We start from the raw sequence: 14,953 nt of genomic DNA on the forward strand, positions 1-14,953 counted from the left end.
ATGAACATTCTATTCATGGGGCCTCCTGGGGCAGGAAAAGGAACACAGGCCGAGCGCATCGTAGTGCAATTCGGCGTTCCTCATATCTCGACAGGAGACGCATTTCGCAAAGCAATTGGAGAAGGCACTCCTATCGGATTGAAGGCTAAAGAGTACATTGATCAGGGTCTGCTCGTTCCAGATGACGTGACGGTAGGCATCGTGCGAGAGCGCCTTGCACAACCTGATTGCGAGAAAGGGTTCCTTCTGGATGGTTTCCCACGCACATTGGCGCAAGCTGAAGCGTTGAATAGCATCTTGGTAGAACTGAATCGCAGTCTTGATCATGTCATCAACCTGAGCGTTGACCGCGATTTACTGCTGGCGCGTCTTACAGGACGACGCATTTGCAAGTCTTGCGGCGCGACGTACCATGTCATCTACAACCCGCCTAAACAAGAGGGCGTTTGTGATAAGTGTCAAGGCGAGCTGTACCAACGTTCGGATGATTCCGAAGAGAAAGTCGGCACACGTCTTGATGAGTACATCAACAAAACGGCACCTTTGCTCGCATACTATGAAGACAAAGGCTTGTTGCGTCAGGTTGACGGGGAGAAGGAAATTGATACGGTCACGTCAGAAATCGTATCTTTACTGCGGGGTTAAACCATGATCATTTGTAAGTCCGAAGTGGAGTTAGGCTTCATGAGGGAAGCTGGGCGAATTGTTGCGGAAACGCATCGTCTTTTAGCGAAAACGATTGAGCCAGGGATTACCACTCTCGAGCTTGATTCGATCGCGGAATCGTTTATTCGCAGCCAAGGAGCAACACCTTCTTTCAAGGGCTACAACGGTTTTTCCGGCAGCATTTGCGCGTCAGTGAACGAAGAACTGGTTCACGGCATTCCCGGAAAGCGCAAGTTAAACGAAGGCGACATCATCAGCATCGACATCGGTGCGGAATACCGCGGATATCACGGTGACTCTGCCTGGACATATGGGGTTGGGAAGATAACGGAGGCAGCTCAGCAGCTGCTTGACGTAACGGAGCAATCACTTTATGCTGGCTTAGCGCTGGTTAAACCGGATGTACGGTTGTACACGATATCGCACGCGATTCAACGCGTGATCGAGGATGCAGGTTTTTCCGTTGTACGGGAATATGTCGGACACGGAATCGGTGCGGAGCTTCATGAAGAGCCGCAAATTCCGAACTACGGCATTCCGGACCGCGGACCACGCTTGAAACCGGGCATGGCGCTCGCGATTGAGCCGATGGTCATTGCCGGTGGGCGTCACGTCAAAACGCTCACTGACAACTGGACGGTCGTGACGGTGGACAGTTCATGGTGTGCTCATTTCGAGCATACGGTGGCTGTAACGCCGGACGGATGCGAAATTTTGACGAAGCTGGTTGAGTAGGTGAGAGGCATGAATGAATATTCCACTCCGCGTCTCGGCCAATTCGTCAAGGTTCTTCAGGGTCGTGATGAAAGCAAATATGCGGTTATCATTGATATTGAGGAGTCGCGCTACGTCAAGATAGCGGACGGAGACAAACGAAAGTTTGATCAACCAAAGCGTAAAAACTTGCTTCATCTCGAATTGCAACCTGCAATTAGCCATGAAGTTGTCCATAGTTTACACGAAAGCGGACGGGTAACGAACAGCAAGCTTCGTTATGTTATAGCGAAGTATGCTGAACAACAAGCCGCTGCACATGCTGATGAGAAAGGAGAATGACGTTGGCCAAGGAAGATGTAATTGAAGTTGAAGGTGTTGTAATTGAACCGTTGCCGAATGCAACGTTCCGTGTTGAGCTGGAGAATGGTCACCAAATTCTTGCCCACGTTTCCGGAAAGCTGCGGATGCATTTCATCCGTATCCTGACGGGGGACAAAGTGGTCGTTCAACTGTCGCCATACGATTTGAGTAAAGGTCGCATCACATATCGGAAGTAGTGCTCGGATCGTTCCGAGTCGCGCTTGCATGAACTTGCAGGCCGTTCAAGCGTCAGGAAGACGGTTTGACGTGCTACTTGAGAAACTGGGAGGTATTCAGCATGAAGGTAAGACCTTCTGTTAAGCCCATTTGCGAGAAATGCAAAGTCATTCGTCGCAAAGGCAACGTTATGGTAATCTGTGAAAATCCGAAACACAAACAAAAACAAGGATAATAGAAGGGGGTGTAGCGTAAATGGCTCGTATAGCTGGTGTAGACTTGCCACGGGATAAACGCGTTGAGATCGCCTTGACATACATTTTTGGTATTGGTAAAACAACTTCTAAAAAGGTAATTGCTGAGGCTGGCGTTAACCCTGATACTCGCGTTCGCGATTTGACGGAAGATGAGGTAAACAAAATTCGTGAGCTGATTGACAAAACGGTTAAGGTTGAAGGTGACCTTCGTCGTGAGATTTCTCTGAACTTGAAGCGTTTGGTTGAAATCGGATGCTATCGTGGTATCCGTCATCGCCGTGGATTGCCTGTTCGTGGACAACGCACGAAAACAAATGCTCGTACACGTAAAGGCCCTCGTCGTACTGTAGCGAACAAGAAGAAGTAATAAGGGGGGATAAGTAGCAATGGCAAAACCAAAAAAAGTCGTACGTACTAAACGTCGTGACCGTAAAAATATTGAGACTGGTGTGGCTCATATCCGTTCCACGTTCAACAACACGATCGTGACAATCACGGATCCACACGGCAACGCAATTTCTTGGGCTAGCTCCGGCGGTTTGGGCTATAAAGGCTCCCGTAAATCTACGCCATTCGCGGCTCAAATGGCTGCTGAATCCGCAGCAAAAGCTGCTATGGAACATGGCATGAAGACGGTAGAAGTTATGGTTAAAGGCCCAGGCGCAGGTCGTGAAGCTGCCATCCGTTCTCTGCAAGCTGCAGGTTTGGAAGTTAGCATGATCAAAGACGTAACGCCAATCCCGCACAACGGCTGCCGCCCACCAAAACGTCGTCGCGTATAATGACGGCAACACCGATGCGTGTAGTATTAAGCTAGCGCCTGTTGGGAAGAATGGTTGTTTAGGCATACTGCATGAATCGACCGACCGTAGGTGTTTGACGTTAATGAACGCCAGCGACGTTTTAAGGAGGGTTATATAGTGATTGAGATCGAAAAGCCGAAGATTGAAACCGTGGTAGTCGATGAGGAAGGCACATACGGCAAATTTGTCGTAGAACCGTTAGAGCGTGGATACGGTACGACGCTGGGTAACTCCCTGCGCCGTATTCTCCTCTCCTCGTTGCCCGGTGCAGCAGTGACGTCCGTTCAAATCGACGGTGTCTTGCACGAGTTCTCGACAATCCCAGGAGTCTATGAAGACGTAACTGAGATTATCTTGAACTTGAAGGCCTTGTCGCTGAAAATCCACTCTGATGAAGAGAAAATTCTCGAAATCGATGCGGAAGGCGAAGGGGTAGTAACGGCTGGCGATATTCGAGCGGATAGTGATGTGGAAATTTTGAACCCGGATCTCCGCATTGCGACATTATCACAAGGTTCCAGACTCCATATGCGCATCTATGCGAATCGTGGACGTGGTTACGTACAAGCAGATCGCAACAAACGAGAAGATCAGCCTATCGGCGTAATTCCAGTTGATTCGATCTACACACCAATCTCGCGTGTAAACTACACAGTAGAGAACACTCGTGTTGGTCAAGTAACGAACTACGACAAGCTGATGCTTGAAGTATGGAGTGACGGAAGCATTCGACCGGAAGAAGCGGTTAGCCTCGGCGCGAAGATCCTTACAGAGCATCTGATGCTCTTCGTTGGACTGACTGACGAAGCGAAAGACGCGGAAATTATGGTTGAAAAAGAGGAAGATAAGAAAGAGAAAGTTCTTGAGATGACTATCGAAGAGCTGGATCTCTCCGTTCGTTCCTATAACTGCTTGAAACGTGCCGGCATCAATACGGTTCAAGAGCTGATTACGAAAACTGAAGAAGATATGATGAAGGTTCGCAACTTGGGCCGCAAATCTTTGGAAGAAGTTCAAGAGAAGCTCGAAGAACTCGGATTGGGCTTACGCATGGAAGACTAAACGGGACTTGGCATAGAAGGAGGGGAAATAGCAATGGCATACCAAAAGTTGGGTCGTGACTCTAGCGCGCGTAAAGCTTTGTTCCGCGACATGGTTACTGACTTGTTCTTATATGAGCGCATCCAAACAACTGAAGCGAAAGCGAAAGAAGTTCGTTCCATCGCTGAGAAGTTGATCACGTTGGCGAAGCGCGGTGACTTGCATGCTCGCCGTCAGGTGGCAGCATTCGTTCGTCGCGAAACGTTGAACGGTGAACAAGATGCAATCCAAAAGCTGTTCTCGGAGCTTGCACCACGTTACGCAGAGCGTCCAGGTGGCTACACACGTATCATGAAACTGGGACCACGCCGTGGCGACTCCGCGCCTATGGTTTATTTGGAACTGGTTGACCGCGTGTAATTGCGGTTGCAGAATACGTTCAATACGTCGTGTAACAACGTCGTAAAAAGAAGGCTCCCATGAGGAGCTTTTCTTTTTAACTGTGTTAGGATTGGAGCCAACTTCTGTTGGCTTCCTGTCTTGACTCTTGCAATGATTCCACTTATGAATTTATGTGCTATATATTTCATGTGGTGAATGAATGCGAGAATACGCAATGCAGCGGCTGTCTTTATGCGAATAGAGATAGTGGCGACTGCCTGTTCACAGAGCAGTGAATGAAAGGAGTCTTCATGCGTAACGTAGGAATGCTGGTAAGTTACGATGGAACAGCTTACAGCGGTTTTCAGATACAGCCGAATGAAGACACGGTACAGGGTCGTATTGAGCAAGCTATCAAGATGCTGACGAATGAATCCATAAGCATTCATGCTTCGGGTCGGACAGATGCAGGGGTGCATGCTTACGGCCAAGTATTTCACTTCATGACCGAATCGGCGATTCCGATTGACCGGTGGACGATTGCGATCAATTCGCGTTTGCCGGATGACATTGTCATCCGTGAGACGTGGGAGGCGCCATTGTCATTCCATTCTCGTTACTCGTCGAAGCGGAAGACATACCGCTACTCCATCATTGCAGAGCGGAAGCCGGATGTATTCCGGAGGTTAACCGAGTTCTTTTACCCGAAGCCTCTGGATGTCCGTGCAATGCAAGAAGCCATTACTCATATAATAGGGGAACATGACTTTACTTCGTTTACTTCTCCGAAGTCGACGAAGGTGAGTAATGTCCGTACGATCTATGACGCCCACATCGAATATGAACCGAGCGTAACGGGGGAAGAAGGCCGCGGTCGCATTCATATCGTAGTGACAGGCAATGGTTTCTTATACAATATGGTTCGCATTATTGCAGGCACACTGATACGGGTGGGCCAGGGTAAGCTTGCACCGCATGACATCCCACGCATCTTGGAAGCGAAGAATCGACAAGTGGCAGGTCCATTGGCGGTTCCGCATGGATTGATGCTGTGGAGCGTGGAATACGGTGGCGAGGAGCGACTTGAGTCCATAAACAACGTATCCGAGTGAATCGAAATATTTTCTTGCAATATGCCCTAATCTATTGTAAAATAACATTTGTGTTTCTTTAGGCTTTCCCACAGCCCCCCAAAGAAATCACACTGCAGATTGCAGTTCATGAATGAAAATCAACGATTGAATGAATATACACAAGCTAGACAGGAACGAATGTTATTAAGGAGGATATTTCATGCGTACCACTTACATGGCGAAGCCAGCTGACGTTGAGCGCAAATGGTTCATTATCGACGCTGAAGGCAAGACACTTGGCCGCTTGGCGAGCGAAGCAGCTGCACTTATTCGCGGCAAACACAAACCAACTTTCACGCCACATGTTGACGGCGGTGATTTCGTTGTTATCATCAACGCTGAGAAAATCGTGTTGACAGGTAAGAAATTGACTGACAAGAAATACTATCGTCACTCCCACTATCCAGGCGGTTTGAAAGTGACATCTGCACAAGAAATGTTGAACAACAAGCCAGAGCGTATGATCGAACTTGCTGTTCAAGGGATGTTGCCTAAGACTCGCATGGGTAACAAAATGAAGCTTCGCGTTAAAGCATATGCAGGCGCTGAGCATCCACATCAAGCACAACAACCTGAAGTTTACGAACTTCGCGGATAATAAATAAAGGGAGGACAGTTTCATGGCACAAGTACAATACTATGGGACAGGTCGTCGTAAGCATTCCGTAGCGCGTGTTCGCCTTGTACCAGGCGAAGGCCGCATCGTGATCAACAAACGTGACCTTAATGAATACTTTGGTTTGGAAACATTGAAGCTTATCGTGAAGCAACCATTGAACCTTACAGAGACACTCGGTAAATACGACGTGTTGGTATTGGCTCATGGCGGCGGTATCTCCGGTCAAGCAGGCGCAATCCGTCACGGCATTTCCCGTGCATTGCTCAAGGCTGACCCTGAGCTTCGTCCAGCTTTGAAAAAAGCAGGATTCTTGACTCGCGACCCTCGTATGAAAGAGCGTAAGAAATACGGTCTTAAAGCAGCTCGTCGCGCACCTCAGTTCTCCAAACGTTAAGATTGGATTACCGAACATACAGCCCTTTCTTGGCCCTTGGCCAAGGAGGGCTTTTTTGTATGTTAAGACCTTCTCTGGAATCTTCATGTCCCTCACATTTCCCGCACGCATGACATTTACCTGGAATAGGCTGTAATCATATGTCTAACCCTTTGTAAATTTCGAATTGACAAAGCAAAGAAACGATCTATAATTATTAATTATACAAAACATACCAAAATACTAGGAATAAAAAGTGAGTATGTGGAGGATGCGAAAATGAATTTATTGGAGAAAGAGGCTCTTGTTCATGAGAAGGCGGAGCAATATGAGCAGTCCAATCCGGAAGAGGTAATCGCTTGGGCTGTTAAGGCGTTCCCGAATATTACGTTTGCTTGTAGCTTTGGAGCGGAGGATGTTGTGCTTGTAGACATGCTGCAGCGGATCAGTCCTTCGACCGATATTTTTTACCTGGATACGGATTTTCACTTTCAAGAAACATACGAGACGAGAGATCGCATTACGGAGCGTTACAGTTTAAACTTTGTACGCGTCACCCCGCAACTTACCCCTGAAGAGCAATCCGAGACATACGGTGATGAATTGTGGCTTAGTAATCCCAACCAATGCTGCAATCTTCGTAAAGTCGAACCACTCACTGGCATTCTAAGCAAATATGATGCATGGATTACCGGCATTCGAAGAGATCAAGCCCCAACACGAGCCAATACACGAAAAGTAGAATACGACTCGAAATTCGGCCTCATCAAATTCAATCCATTAGCTGCTTGGACATCAGAAGATGTATGGAACTATATCCATACAAACGATATCATTTATAACCCCCTGCATGACCAAGGATATCCCAGTATAGGATGCTCCTATTGTACGCGCGCCGTTCAAGCAGGTGAAGATCCAAGGGCTGGACGTTGGTCAGGATCAGCGAAAATAGAATGTGGGCTTCACAAGTAATAAGTGCGTGGGTACCATTTGATTTGCTAATAAAGAATGGTACTATTGCCACATGCAGAGGAGAGGTGCTAAGAAGATGTCAACAATTGAGCCTCACGGAGGTACACTGATCAATCGATTGGTTCCAGAAGACGAGAAGGAGCTGAAGCGTAATGTGGCGGCAGCCCTACCGCGCATATTGCTCGATGCACGTACATTATCGGATATCGAAATGATAGGGGTAGGTGCTTTTTCTCCCCTTGAAGGCTTTATGAATGAAGAGGACTACAAAAGTGTTGTAGATCAGATGAGATTGGCGAATGGAACGGTATGGAGCTTACCTATTACACTGGCAGTCTCGGATGAAGCAGCTAAGAAGCTCAGCATAGGAAGCCCAGCTGCGCTTGTTGGGGAAGAAGACGGGGAACTGTATGGGGTTATTGAAATAGAGAGCATATACCACGCTGATTTACTGCATGAAGCAGAACAAGTGTACAGAACGATGGATACAGCACATCCAGGAGTGGAGAAGCTGCTAAAGCGTCCTTCTACATATGTGGGAGGCAAAGTATCTGTATTGGGGCGCAGGCAGCCAGATCAATTTTCTCAATATTATTTTGATCCCGTGGAGACGCGGCAATTGTTTGTGGACAGAGGCTGGAGAACTGTTGTTGGTTTCCAAACACGAAATCCGGTGCATCGTGCTCATGAGTACATCCAGAAGAGTGCGATGGAGATTGTAGATGCTCTATTTCTAAATCCGCTTGTAGGGGAAACGAAGTCTGATGACGTCCCAGCTGATGTGCGCATGCGCAGCTATGAAGCGCTACTGGCGAATTATTATCCAGAGAATCGCGTGTTTCTTGGGGTATTCCCAGCTGCGATGCGTTATGCAGGACCAAGAGAAGCTGTATTCCATGCCATTGTGAGGAAAAATTACGGCTGCACCCACTTCATTGTTGGCCGAGACCATGCAGGTGTGGGAGATTATTATGGCACGTATGACGCCCAGCATATCTTCAGCTCCTTCGAACCCGAAGAATTGGGGATTCAGCCGTTATTCTTCGAGCACAGCTTCTACTGTAAGACATGTGGAGGTATGGCCTCCAGCAAGACCTGTCCTCATGATGCAACCCATCATTTGACCCTATCCGGAACGAAGGTGCGTGCGCTATTGCGTGACGGTACATGTCCACCCCCTGAATTCTCAAGACCTGAGGTGGCACGCATTCTGATCGAAGGCATGGCACACTCAACAACTGCCCAAAAGTAATTGAATATAGAGGAACCAGTGGATCGTTAACGTATATTTGTCCACCTCGTCCCATATAGATGATTAGAAGTCTTTATGGAGCGGAGGTGGGCTTTTTTTGTGAAAAAGGTAAATTGGGAACAAAACCGTCAGAAGCGAAGACATACGTCAATCTTATGGATACCACTGCGAAATGTCCGTCGCTGGTTAATAAGTTTATGCTTGCTGCTTCTAGTCGTTGTTGTGATGACGATGGAGATGCCGGTATCGAAGACATGGACCTATTGGTCCATTCCTCTATCGGGCAGAGTGATTGCTATCGACGCAGGGCATGGTGGAGTAGATGGAGGGGCTGTTGGTCGCGAGGGGTTATTAGAGAAGGACATTAACCTAACGATTGCACTACTTCTTCGTGATTACTTGCAGCAAGCTGGGGCTATTGTGGTCATGACCCGGGAAGGGGACTATGATTTGGCGGATAAGGATACGAAGGGATACTCCCGCAGGAAGGCAGAGGACTTGAAGAAGCGTGTTGGTTATATCGAGGAGAAGAAAGCGGATGTTGTCATTAGCTTGCATATGAACAGCGTACCTTCTTCTCGCTGGAGTGGAGCACAGGCTTTCTATACGAATCGCCATCCGGATAATGAACAGCTTGCGAAGTGGATTCAAGCGGAAATTCGTACGAATCTGGCTAATACGGATCGGGAGGCCAAGCCTATAGATCGTAAGCTCTATTTTATGGATCATATTTCGATCCCAGCTGTATTGGTGGAGTCAGGCTTCTTATCGAACCCAGAAGAGTCACGGAGTCTGGCGAATGAAGAATATCAGCGGAAGCTAGCTGCATCGATCTACAAGGGAATTCTGCGATATATTGCAGGAGAAAAAACTGGAAAATGATGACCTTATGCTATAATAGAAACGGTTACATAGTGACCGATCTGAACTTCATAGGAGACGAGGTGCCATCATGACGACGAAAGAAGAAGTGCTGCAATCACTGCAGGGCTTGCAGGAACCAGTGTCGGGACAAGACATGACAAGCCTTCATTGGATTCGCGATATGATGATTAAGGAAGATGAAGTGAAGCTGACGGCAATCGTAGCGCCACAAGCAGCAGATGCAGCCGCTAGAGAGGCGCTAGTCGGACAGATTAAGGAGCGTCTAGCAGCAATTGAGCTGCACAATGTATATGTTCGTACTCGCATCGCATCTGAAGCTGAGCTGAGTGCAGCTGGAATAGCGGTACAGAGCGGGCAATCAACAACCGATCATGCGGGTAATGGCCGTGATTCCCAAGAAGGGAGTGCTCCTCGTGGACACGGTGCTGGATTAGAACAGCATCCTATCTTGGATCCGGCATCTGGAGTGAAATTTATCGCAATTGCCAGCGGCAAAGGTGGAGTTGGCAAATCGACAGTGACCGTGAACCTTGCGGTTGCGCTCGCTCGTCTCGGCAAACGTGTTGGCCTAATAGATGCAGACATATATGGATTCAGTGTACCTGACATGATGGGGATTGAAGACCGCCCTGTCGTTGTAGACAACTATATCATTCCACAGGAGCGCTTCGGAGTGAAGGTGATGTCCATGGGTTTCTTCGTACAGGACAATAGTCCGGTCGTATGGCGCGGTCCAATGCTTGGCAAGATGCTGCGGAATTTCTTCCAAGAAGTGCAGTGGGGGGAGCTTGATTACATGCTTCTTGACTTGCCTCCAGGTACGGGGGATGTAGCCTTGGATATTCACCAAATGATACCGCATAGCCAAGAGATCATCGTAACGACACCACATGCGACAGCTGCCTTCGTTGCGGCTCGAGCAGGCACAATGGCCATTCATACGAAGCATGAGATTATCGGTATCGTCGAAAATATGTCCTATCTGGAATGCGGTTCTTGTGGAGAGAAGCAATATGTATTTGGACGAGGGGGCGGTGCTAAGCTGGCAGATGAGCTTCATGTTGACCTGCTTGCGCAGCTTCCGCTCGGCGCTCCAGACAATCATCCTGCAGAACCGGATTATGCTCCTTCTGTATATATGGCAGATTCGTCAATTGGCAAGCAATTCGATGAGTTGGCGGCTTCCGTTGATGCGAAGATGCAAGTTGTGCAGGCCTAACAATGTCGGAGAGGCCTCAACATGAGTGCCTCTCCATAAGTGAGAAATAGAGGGGAAAGAGTGGGCTCCTAGCCTTCTCCACTACCACCTTCTTCTTCCGATCCACCTTCACTCTCACCGCCTTGCTTTTCCTTTTCCCCACCTTTTTTCTTTCCTTCCTTTTCTTTTTCTTTTTCCTTCGGCTGCAATTCTTCTTTAACGACCTTCCCTAATAAGTCCATGATTTCAAGCTTAAATATAGGGCTATTCAAAGCATCTTTCATTACAGTCTGTAGCTGTTTGCGATACTCTGGTGTCTTCATCATATCCAAATATGACTTCATCATGTCTGGAGATTTAACAATGTCACCAAAGTCCTTCTGATACTCTGGGTCTTTCATTAAAGTCTTAAGAATTTGTTTATTTTCCTTGCTTACCGCCTTAGCGAATTCCCCGGCAAACTTCGGATCTTTCATTACTTTATCGAGGACTTTCTCATAATCGGGTGATACAAGTGTATCCTTAACTGCCGTCCGGATCTGCTCCTGCTGCTGCATATTTAATGATTGGGCTTGCATGCCGCCTCCGCCAGATGGACCGGATTGGATCGCCTTCTGCGCTTCCTCTGTCTTTAAAATATCGACAACCATCGTTTTAACTTCTTTATAATCGAGATTACTGCTTTGTGTGGGCTGCTCCATGCCGCAAGAGGTCAACAGCACGATTACGACGAAACTGACGATCGCAAGTTTGCCCAGTGGTGCCTTCATAACAGCTTCGCTCCCTTCTGTCCATGTCCTCACGCGTAGTATGTGGAGGAAATTATGAATTATGTTTGACAATGATAGTTTTTTGCTGAGAACATTGGTAAAATAATGAACATTGCGGAGGTGGAGCACCATGAATTTGAAAAAATGGTCTTATTTATTTTGGACGACTACGTGTATTGGTGGGGCAATCAGTCTCGTCATTGGCCTCGCATTACAGGTATTTCAAGGGGAAATGGGCAATTTTAGAGGGCCAGTGGATATTTTGCTTAATGTGCTTCAGTTAATCTTGAGCGGATGTATGATCAGCGTCTATTCGCAGATGGGATTCTTCGCATATCTGACGTTGAACTATATTGCTATTGGCTTGTTCAAGAAGGGATGGCCGTATGTTCAGGTATTATTGACCGTGATTGCACTACTCGATCTAATGTTCCTGCGCATGCTTCTGGGAAACAGGCCAGAAGGAGTGCGTGGAGGGGGCTACGAGGATATCGTGCTGGGTTTAGTTGTTCTAGTGCTTGCTGTAGCTGTTTCTTATTGGAAAGTAAAGGCGACAAATGCGACGGCTCTCATTCCTACCTTATTCTTCATGATTGCAATCACCACAGTGGAGACGCTGTCGGCACTTAACATTGGAAATATGGCTACCTGGTTCGTATACATACCGCTCGCAATATGTAATGCGTATCAAATCTTGATGCTGCATCGATTGGTGGGCACAGCAAAAAGCTGACGGAAATCCGTCAGCTTTTTTGTATACCTTTACATCCATCACATGCCTACTGCATTTTGCAAATGTTCCATCATCGTTGCTTGATCCTGAATCGTTTTGCTCTTCATTTCCGTTTGTTGAATCAGCTCAGAGACCGTAACGAACTCATATCCCTTTGCGGACAATTGATCCAGAATGGTCGGCAAGGCGAGATGGGTTTGCTTGCATGAATCACTAGCGTGCATGAGAATAATGTCTCCAGGATGTGCTTTACTAACGACGCGGTTCACGATCGTTTCAACCCCGGGATTTTTCCAATCCAATGAGTCGGTATCCCATTGTATGACCTTGTAATTCAGACTGTTGGCAATTTGCAGGACGCGCTTGTCAAAGTCACCGTTCGGCATACGAATCAGATTTGGTGCTTTCCCTGTAACTTCAGATAGAATATTGTGGGCCGCCTGAATCTGCTTACGTATCTCTTCATCGCTCATGCTGCTGTAATTGTCATGCTTGTGGCCGTGACTTCCAATCTCGTAGCCAGCGGCCTCAATTTTCTTCACGAGATCACTATGCGTCTTGCTCCAAGGGGAGGAGAGGAAGAACGTTGCTTTTTTTACACCCTTCTCCTGCAAGATCTGCAAAATTGGCTCAACTCGTGTATCCCCCCAGCTAATATCGAACGTGAGGGCGAGCATCTTTTTATCAGTTGGGACGCTGTAGATAGCGGAAGGGCTGCTGCCTTCTGAAAATACGGTAATATTGTCGCTCTCTACGTAAACGACGCCAGCGGCGAATAGCATTGCAATTGCAAGTACAAATACACGCTTTATTTTCTTGCCGCTAAATACATAAAAGTAATTATTCATACCAAGGCTGCTCCTCTCGTAACGTTTTGAATGGGGCGAATTAGGGTGGTACATTGCTGCCTAATACTAATGCCCGTCGACAAGCTGCAGCTTGTCATGCTTGTTTACTACACTGTATGCTGAGTGTATGGAATTATGTCTTCAAGTCAGTCTGAAAGGAGGAGTGTACAATATGCTTCGATTCTCATCGTGGTGGAATACGCTGAAGCAGTTGCGTTGGTATCTCATTGCCGCTGTGGTGCTGTTTGCTGTAGGGTATGTGCTTGGCAATCAGTGGAGCGGGTTTGAGGGCTTCATCATGGAACAGCTCAAGGGGATTCAAGGTATGCGGGATCAATTGATGCAATCTGATAATCAAGAATTATCTTTCTTCGTATTTATTTTCTATAACAATGCGATTAAGGCTGTCATGATCATGTTTGCTGGGATCGTATTAGGGATCGTACCAGCGGGGTTCCTTATTATTAATGGAATGGTGATCGGATTGCTGCTGCGAATTATGGAATCGCAGGGTCTTGATTTAGCAAGCACGATTATTAAGGGTATACTTCCGCATGGAATACTTGAAATTCCTGCAATTCTAATTGCCGGTGCTTATGGAATGAGATTTGGTATCTTAATTTTGCAGCGAATCTTCAGCAGACGTATGCGTGCTGAGGGGCCAACGATTATGGATTGGATAAAACAGACTGGAGCAGGGGCGGTATGGGTAACCGCAATGCTGCTAGTTGCCGCTATTATTGAGAGTACCGTAACTTTCTGGTTGATGAATGGTTAACTAGATAAACGAATCCGCGCCTCCCTGTGATAAAACAGCTCAAAAATGAGCATAACAGTAAAGCGGCACCATTCTTTCTGTAATTGAACAGAAGCTGGTGCGAGTTACTTCCCTATAAGCAGACACTATAGAGTGTTAAGCAGTGGGGAAGTAAGCGTTATGTTCGAAGACAGGGGTATTGTCGTCAAGGGAGGATGCGGACAGTTATGCTAGGATTTTTGTTCAATGAGAGAGAATGTAAAGAATTGAGCTATATGCTGCGCAAGGAATTGGATGAGATGCTATTTGATTTAAGCGATAAGCGATTAGAGGCAGAAATACGGGATGCGATATCGAAGCGATACCGTACCGTATTTCGCATGTACGCGCGAATTGCATCACCTAAAGAACTGTCCAAGTATGCTAGAAATCATCGGAATGTTACTATGTAATAAAAAAGTTTTAAAAAAGTGTTGACGTGTTTTCGAATATATGATAAATTATTTTTCGTTCCCTTCTGAACGACTTCGACATGAAGCGAGCGGGAACAACAATCATAACGAACGGTTGAAAAAAACATTTAAAAAAAAGTGTTGACAACAACTGAACGAAATGATAAGATATAAAAGTCGCCGCTGACAAAGCGGTGAGAAAAAGAAAGTAACTAAGAAAATGGTTACTGACTGAAATTGTTCTTTGAAAACTGAACAACGAGCAACGTTTGTGAATGAGGTAGCAATACCTCGTCAAAAGATATGAGCAGTTCAAACTTAACTTTAACGGAGAGTTTGATCCTGGCTCAGGACGAACGCTGGCGGCGTGCCTAATACATGCAAGTCGAGCGGACTTGATGGAGTGCTTGCACTCCTGATGGTTAGCGGCGGACGGGTGAGTAACACGTAGGTAACCTGCCCATAAGACTGGGATAACCCACGGAAACGTGAGCTAATACCAGATAGGCATTTTCCTCGCATGAGGGAGATGAGAAAGGCGGAGCAATCTGCCACTTAT

General features: G+C 47.0%; 21 protein-coding genes and 1 rRNA gene. 20 read left to right on the forward strand and 2 right to left on the reverse strand.

Going from position 1 to position 14,953, the window contains the following annotated elements; translation table 11 throughout:
• From BLS15_RS26645 to BLS15_RS26720, 16 genes are all read left to right on the forward strand, one after another.
• Complete coding sequence (locus BLS15_RS26645; RefSeq protein ID WP_028532518.1) at positions 1-645, forward strand: adenylate kinase; 645 nt, start codon at positions 1-3, stop codon at positions 643-645.
• Between the two features lie 3 nt (positions 646-648).
• Positions 649-1,401 carry a type I methionyl aminopeptidase gene (gene map, locus BLS15_RS26650; RefSeq protein WP_021252442.1) on the forward strand — a complete coding sequence of 251 codons (753 nt, stop codon included), beginning with the start codon at positions 649-651 and terminating at the stop codon, positions 1,399-1,401.
• Positions 1,402-1,410: 9 nt separating this feature from the next.
• Positions 1,411-1,722: a KOW domain-containing RNA-binding protein gene (locus BLS15_RS26655; RefSeq protein WP_021252441.1), complete on the forward strand. Its 312-nt coding sequence runs from the start codon at positions 1,411-1,413 to the stop codon at positions 1,720-1,722.
• 2 nt (positions 1,723-1,724) lie between these two features.
• Positions 1,725-1,940 (forward strand): translation initiation factor IF-1, encoded by a 216-nt coding sequence (gene infA / locus BLS15_RS26660; RefSeq protein WP_005544522.1) that lies wholly within the window; start codon positions 1,725-1,727, stop codon positions 1,938-1,940.
• 101 nt (positions 1,941-2,041) lie between these two features.
• Positions 2,042-2,155, forward strand: coding sequence for a 50S ribosomal protein L36 (gene rpmJ / locus BLS15_RS26665; protein ID WP_003333770.1), 114 nt, complete (start codon positions 2,042-2,044; stop codon positions 2,153-2,155).
• Between the two features lie 20 nt (positions 2,156-2,175).
• A complete protein-coding gene (gene rpsM, locus BLS15_RS26670; protein ID WP_005544507.1) occupies positions 2,176-2,544 on the forward strand; it encodes a 30S ribosomal protein S13 in 369 nt (122 codons plus the stop codon).
• A 19-nt stretch (positions 2,545-2,563) separates the two neighbouring features.
• The gene (rpsK, locus tag BLS15_RS26675) at positions 2,564-2,959 is read left to right on the forward strand and encodes a 30S ribosomal protein S11 (RefSeq protein WP_021252440.1); all 396 of its coding nucleotides are present in this window, start codon (positions 2,564-2,566) and stop codon (positions 2,957-2,959) included.
• Between the two features lie 138 nt (positions 2,960-3,097).
• Complete coding sequence (locus tag BLS15_RS26680; RefSeq protein WP_028532517.1) at positions 3,098-4,042, forward strand: DNA-directed RNA polymerase subunit alpha; 945 nt, start codon at positions 3,098-3,100, stop codon at positions 4,040-4,042.
• A gap of 33 nt (positions 4,043-4,075) precedes the next feature.
• Positions 4,076-4,441, forward strand: a complete 366-nt coding sequence (gene rplQ, locus BLS15_RS26685; RefSeq protein ID WP_021252438.1) for a 50S ribosomal protein L17 — start codon at positions 4,076-4,078, stop codon at positions 4,439-4,441.
• A 272-nt stretch (positions 4,442-4,713) separates the two neighbouring features.
• Complete coding sequence (truA, locus tag BLS15_RS26690; RefSeq protein WP_028532516.1) at positions 4,714-5,514, forward strand: tRNA pseudouridine(38-40) synthase TruA; 801 nt, start codon at positions 4,714-4,716, stop codon at positions 5,512-5,514.
• A gap of 181 nt (positions 5,515-5,695) precedes the next feature.
• Positions 5,696-6,133, forward strand: a complete 438-nt coding sequence (gene rplM, locus BLS15_RS26695; RefSeq protein WP_005544500.1) for a 50S ribosomal protein L13 — start codon at positions 5,696-5,698, stop codon at positions 6,131-6,133.
• Between the two features lie 22 nt (positions 6,134-6,155).
• Positions 6,156-6,548 (forward strand): 30S ribosomal protein S9, encoded by a 393-nt coding sequence (gene rpsI / locus BLS15_RS26700; protein ID WP_005544499.1) that lies wholly within the window; start codon positions 6,156-6,158, stop codon positions 6,546-6,548.
• A gap of 258 nt (positions 6,549-6,806) precedes the next feature.
• Entirely contained in the window at positions 6,807-7,499 is a 693-nt protein-coding gene (locus BLS15_RS26705) for a phosphoadenylyl-sulfate reductase (RefSeq protein ID WP_090514542.1), read from the forward strand.
• A gap of 76 nt (positions 7,500-7,575) precedes the next feature.
• Complete coding sequence (gene sat / locus BLS15_RS26710) at positions 7,576-8,751, forward strand: sulfate adenylyltransferase (RefSeq protein ID WP_090514545.1); 1,176 nt, start codon at positions 7,576-7,578, stop codon at positions 8,749-8,751.
• A gap of 75 nt (positions 8,752-8,826) precedes the next feature.
• Entirely contained in the window at positions 8,827-9,633 is an 807-nt protein-coding gene (gene cwlD / locus BLS15_RS26715) for an N-acetylmuramoyl-L-alanine amidase CwlD (RefSeq protein WP_090514547.1), read from the forward strand.
• Between the two features lie 70 nt (positions 9,634-9,703).
• Positions 9,704-10,855: an Mrp/NBP35 family ATP-binding protein gene (locus BLS15_RS26720; protein WP_090514550.1), complete on the forward strand. Its 1,152-nt coding sequence runs from the start codon at positions 9,704-9,706 to the stop codon at positions 10,853-10,855.
• A gap of 68 nt (positions 10,856-10,923) precedes the next feature.
• Here the strand turns inward: BLS15_RS26720 and gerD are convergent, their stop codons facing one another.
• Positions 10,924-11,604 carry a spore germination lipoprotein GerD gene (gene gerD, locus BLS15_RS26725; protein WP_021256083.1) on the reverse strand — a complete coding sequence of 227 codons (681 nt, stop codon included), beginning with the start codon at positions 11,602-11,604 and terminating at the stop codon, positions 10,924-10,926.
• Positions 11,605-11,734: 130 nt separating this feature from the next.
• On the opposite strand from gerD, the gene BLS15_RS26730 reads away from it, so the two are divergent.
• Positions 11,735-12,337, forward strand: a complete 603-nt coding sequence (locus tag BLS15_RS26730) for a KinB-signaling pathway activation protein (RefSeq protein ID WP_021256084.1) — start codon at positions 11,735-11,737, stop codon at positions 12,335-12,337.
• A gap of 38 nt (positions 12,338-12,375) precedes the next feature.
• Here the strand turns inward: BLS15_RS26730 and pdaB are convergent, their stop codons facing one another.
• On the reverse strand, positions 12,376-13,185 hold the full coding sequence (gene pdaB / locus BLS15_RS26735; protein ID WP_021256085.1) for a polysaccharide deacetylase family sporulation protein PdaB: 810 nt from the start codon (positions 13,183-13,185) through the stop codon (positions 12,376-12,378).
• Positions 13,186-13,357: 172 nt separating this feature from the next.
• Between pdaB and BLS15_RS26740 the strand changes: the two genes are divergently transcribed.
• From BLS15_RS26740 to BLS15_RS26750, 3 genes are all read left to right on the forward strand, one after another.
• On the forward strand, positions 13,358-13,963 hold the full coding sequence (locus tag BLS15_RS26740) for a stage II sporulation protein M (protein ID WP_021256086.1): 606 nt from the start codon (positions 13,358-13,360) through the stop codon (positions 13,961-13,963).
• A gap of 206 nt (positions 13,964-14,169) precedes the next feature.
• Positions 14,170-14,394 carry a hypothetical protein gene (locus BLS15_RS26745; RefSeq protein WP_021256087.1) on the forward strand — a complete coding sequence of 75 codons (225 nt, stop codon included), beginning with the start codon at positions 14,170-14,172 and terminating at the stop codon, positions 14,392-14,394.
• A 324-nt stretch (positions 14,395-14,718) separates the two neighbouring features.
• A 16S ribosomal RNA gene (locus BLS15_RS26750) occupies positions 14,719-14,953 on the forward strand; the annotation flags it as partial.

It is taken from the genome of Paenibacillus sp. cl6col, assembly GCF_900102125.1.
Lineage (GTDB): Bacteria > Bacillota > Bacilli > Paenibacillales > Paenibacillaceae > Paenibacillus_B > Paenibacillus_B suaedae.

Bases quoted from the DNA above. Each gene is read 5' to 3' on its own strand.
- BLS15_RS26645 (WP_028532518.1), top strand. From the start codon at position 1: ATGAACATTCTATTCATGGGGCCTCCTGGGGCAGGAAAAGGAACACAG.
- map (WP_021252442.1), top strand. From the start codon at position 649: ATGATCATTTGTAAGTCCGAAGTGGAGTTAGGCTTCATGAGGGAAGCT.
- BLS15_RS26655 (WP_021252441.1), top strand. From the start codon at position 1,411: ATGAATGAATATTCCACTCCGCGTCTCGGCCAATTCGTCAAGGTTCTT.
- rpmJ (WP_003333770.1), top strand. From the start codon at position 2,042: ATGAAGGTAAGACCTTCTGTTAAGCCCATTTGCGAGAAATGCAAAGTC.
- rpsM (WP_005544507.1), top strand. From the start codon at position 2,176: ATGGCTCGTATAGCTGGTGTAGACTTGCCACGGGATAAACGCGTTGAG.
- rpsK (WP_021252440.1), top strand. From the start codon at position 2,564: ATGGCAAAACCAAAAAAAGTCGTACGTACTAAACGTCGTGACCGTAAA.
- rplQ (WP_021252438.1), top strand. From the start codon at position 4,076: ATGGCATACCAAAAGTTGGGTCGTGACTCTAGCGCGCGTAAAGCTTTG.
- truA (WP_028532516.1), top strand. From the start codon at position 4,714: ATGCGTAACGTAGGAATGCTGGTAAGTTACGATGGAACAGCTTACAGC.
- rplM (WP_005544500.1), top strand. From the start codon at position 5,696: ATGCGTACCACTTACATGGCGAAGCCAGCTGACGTTGAGCGCAAATGG.
- rpsI (WP_005544499.1), top strand. From the start codon at position 6,156: ATGGCACAAGTACAATACTATGGGACAGGTCGTCGTAAGCATTCCGTA.
- BLS15_RS26705 (WP_090514542.1), top strand. From the start codon at position 6,807: ATGAATTTATTGGAGAAAGAGGCTCTTGTTCATGAGAAGGCGGAGCAA.
- sat (WP_090514545.1), top strand. From the start codon at position 7,576: ATGTCAACAATTGAGCCTCACGGAGGTACACTGATCAATCGATTGGTT.
- cwlD (WP_090514547.1), top strand. From the start codon at position 8,827: ATGGAGCGGAGGTGGGCTTTTTTTGTGAAAAAGGTAAATTGGGAACAA.
- BLS15_RS26720 (WP_090514550.1), top strand. From the start codon at position 9,704: ATGACGACGAAAGAAGAAGTGCTGCAATCACTGCAGGGCTTGCAGGAA.
- gerD (WP_021256083.1), bottom strand. From the start codon at position 11,604: ATGAAGGCACCACTGGGCAAACTTGCGATCGTCAGTTTCGTCGTAATC.
- BLS15_RS26730 (WP_021256084.1), top strand. From the start codon at position 11,735: ATGAATTTGAAAAAATGGTCTTATTTATTTTGGACGACTACGTGTATT.
- pdaB (WP_021256085.1), bottom strand. From the start codon at position 13,185: ATGAATAATTACTTTTATGTATTTAGCGGCAAGAAAATAAAGCGTGTA.
- BLS15_RS26740 (WP_021256086.1), top strand. From the start codon at position 13,358: ATGCTTCGATTCTCATCGTGGTGGAATACGCTGAAGCAGTTGCGTTGG.
- BLS15_RS26745 (WP_021256087.1), top strand. From the start codon at position 14,170: ATGCTAGGATTTTTGTTCAATGAGAGAGAATGTAAAGAATTGAGCTAT.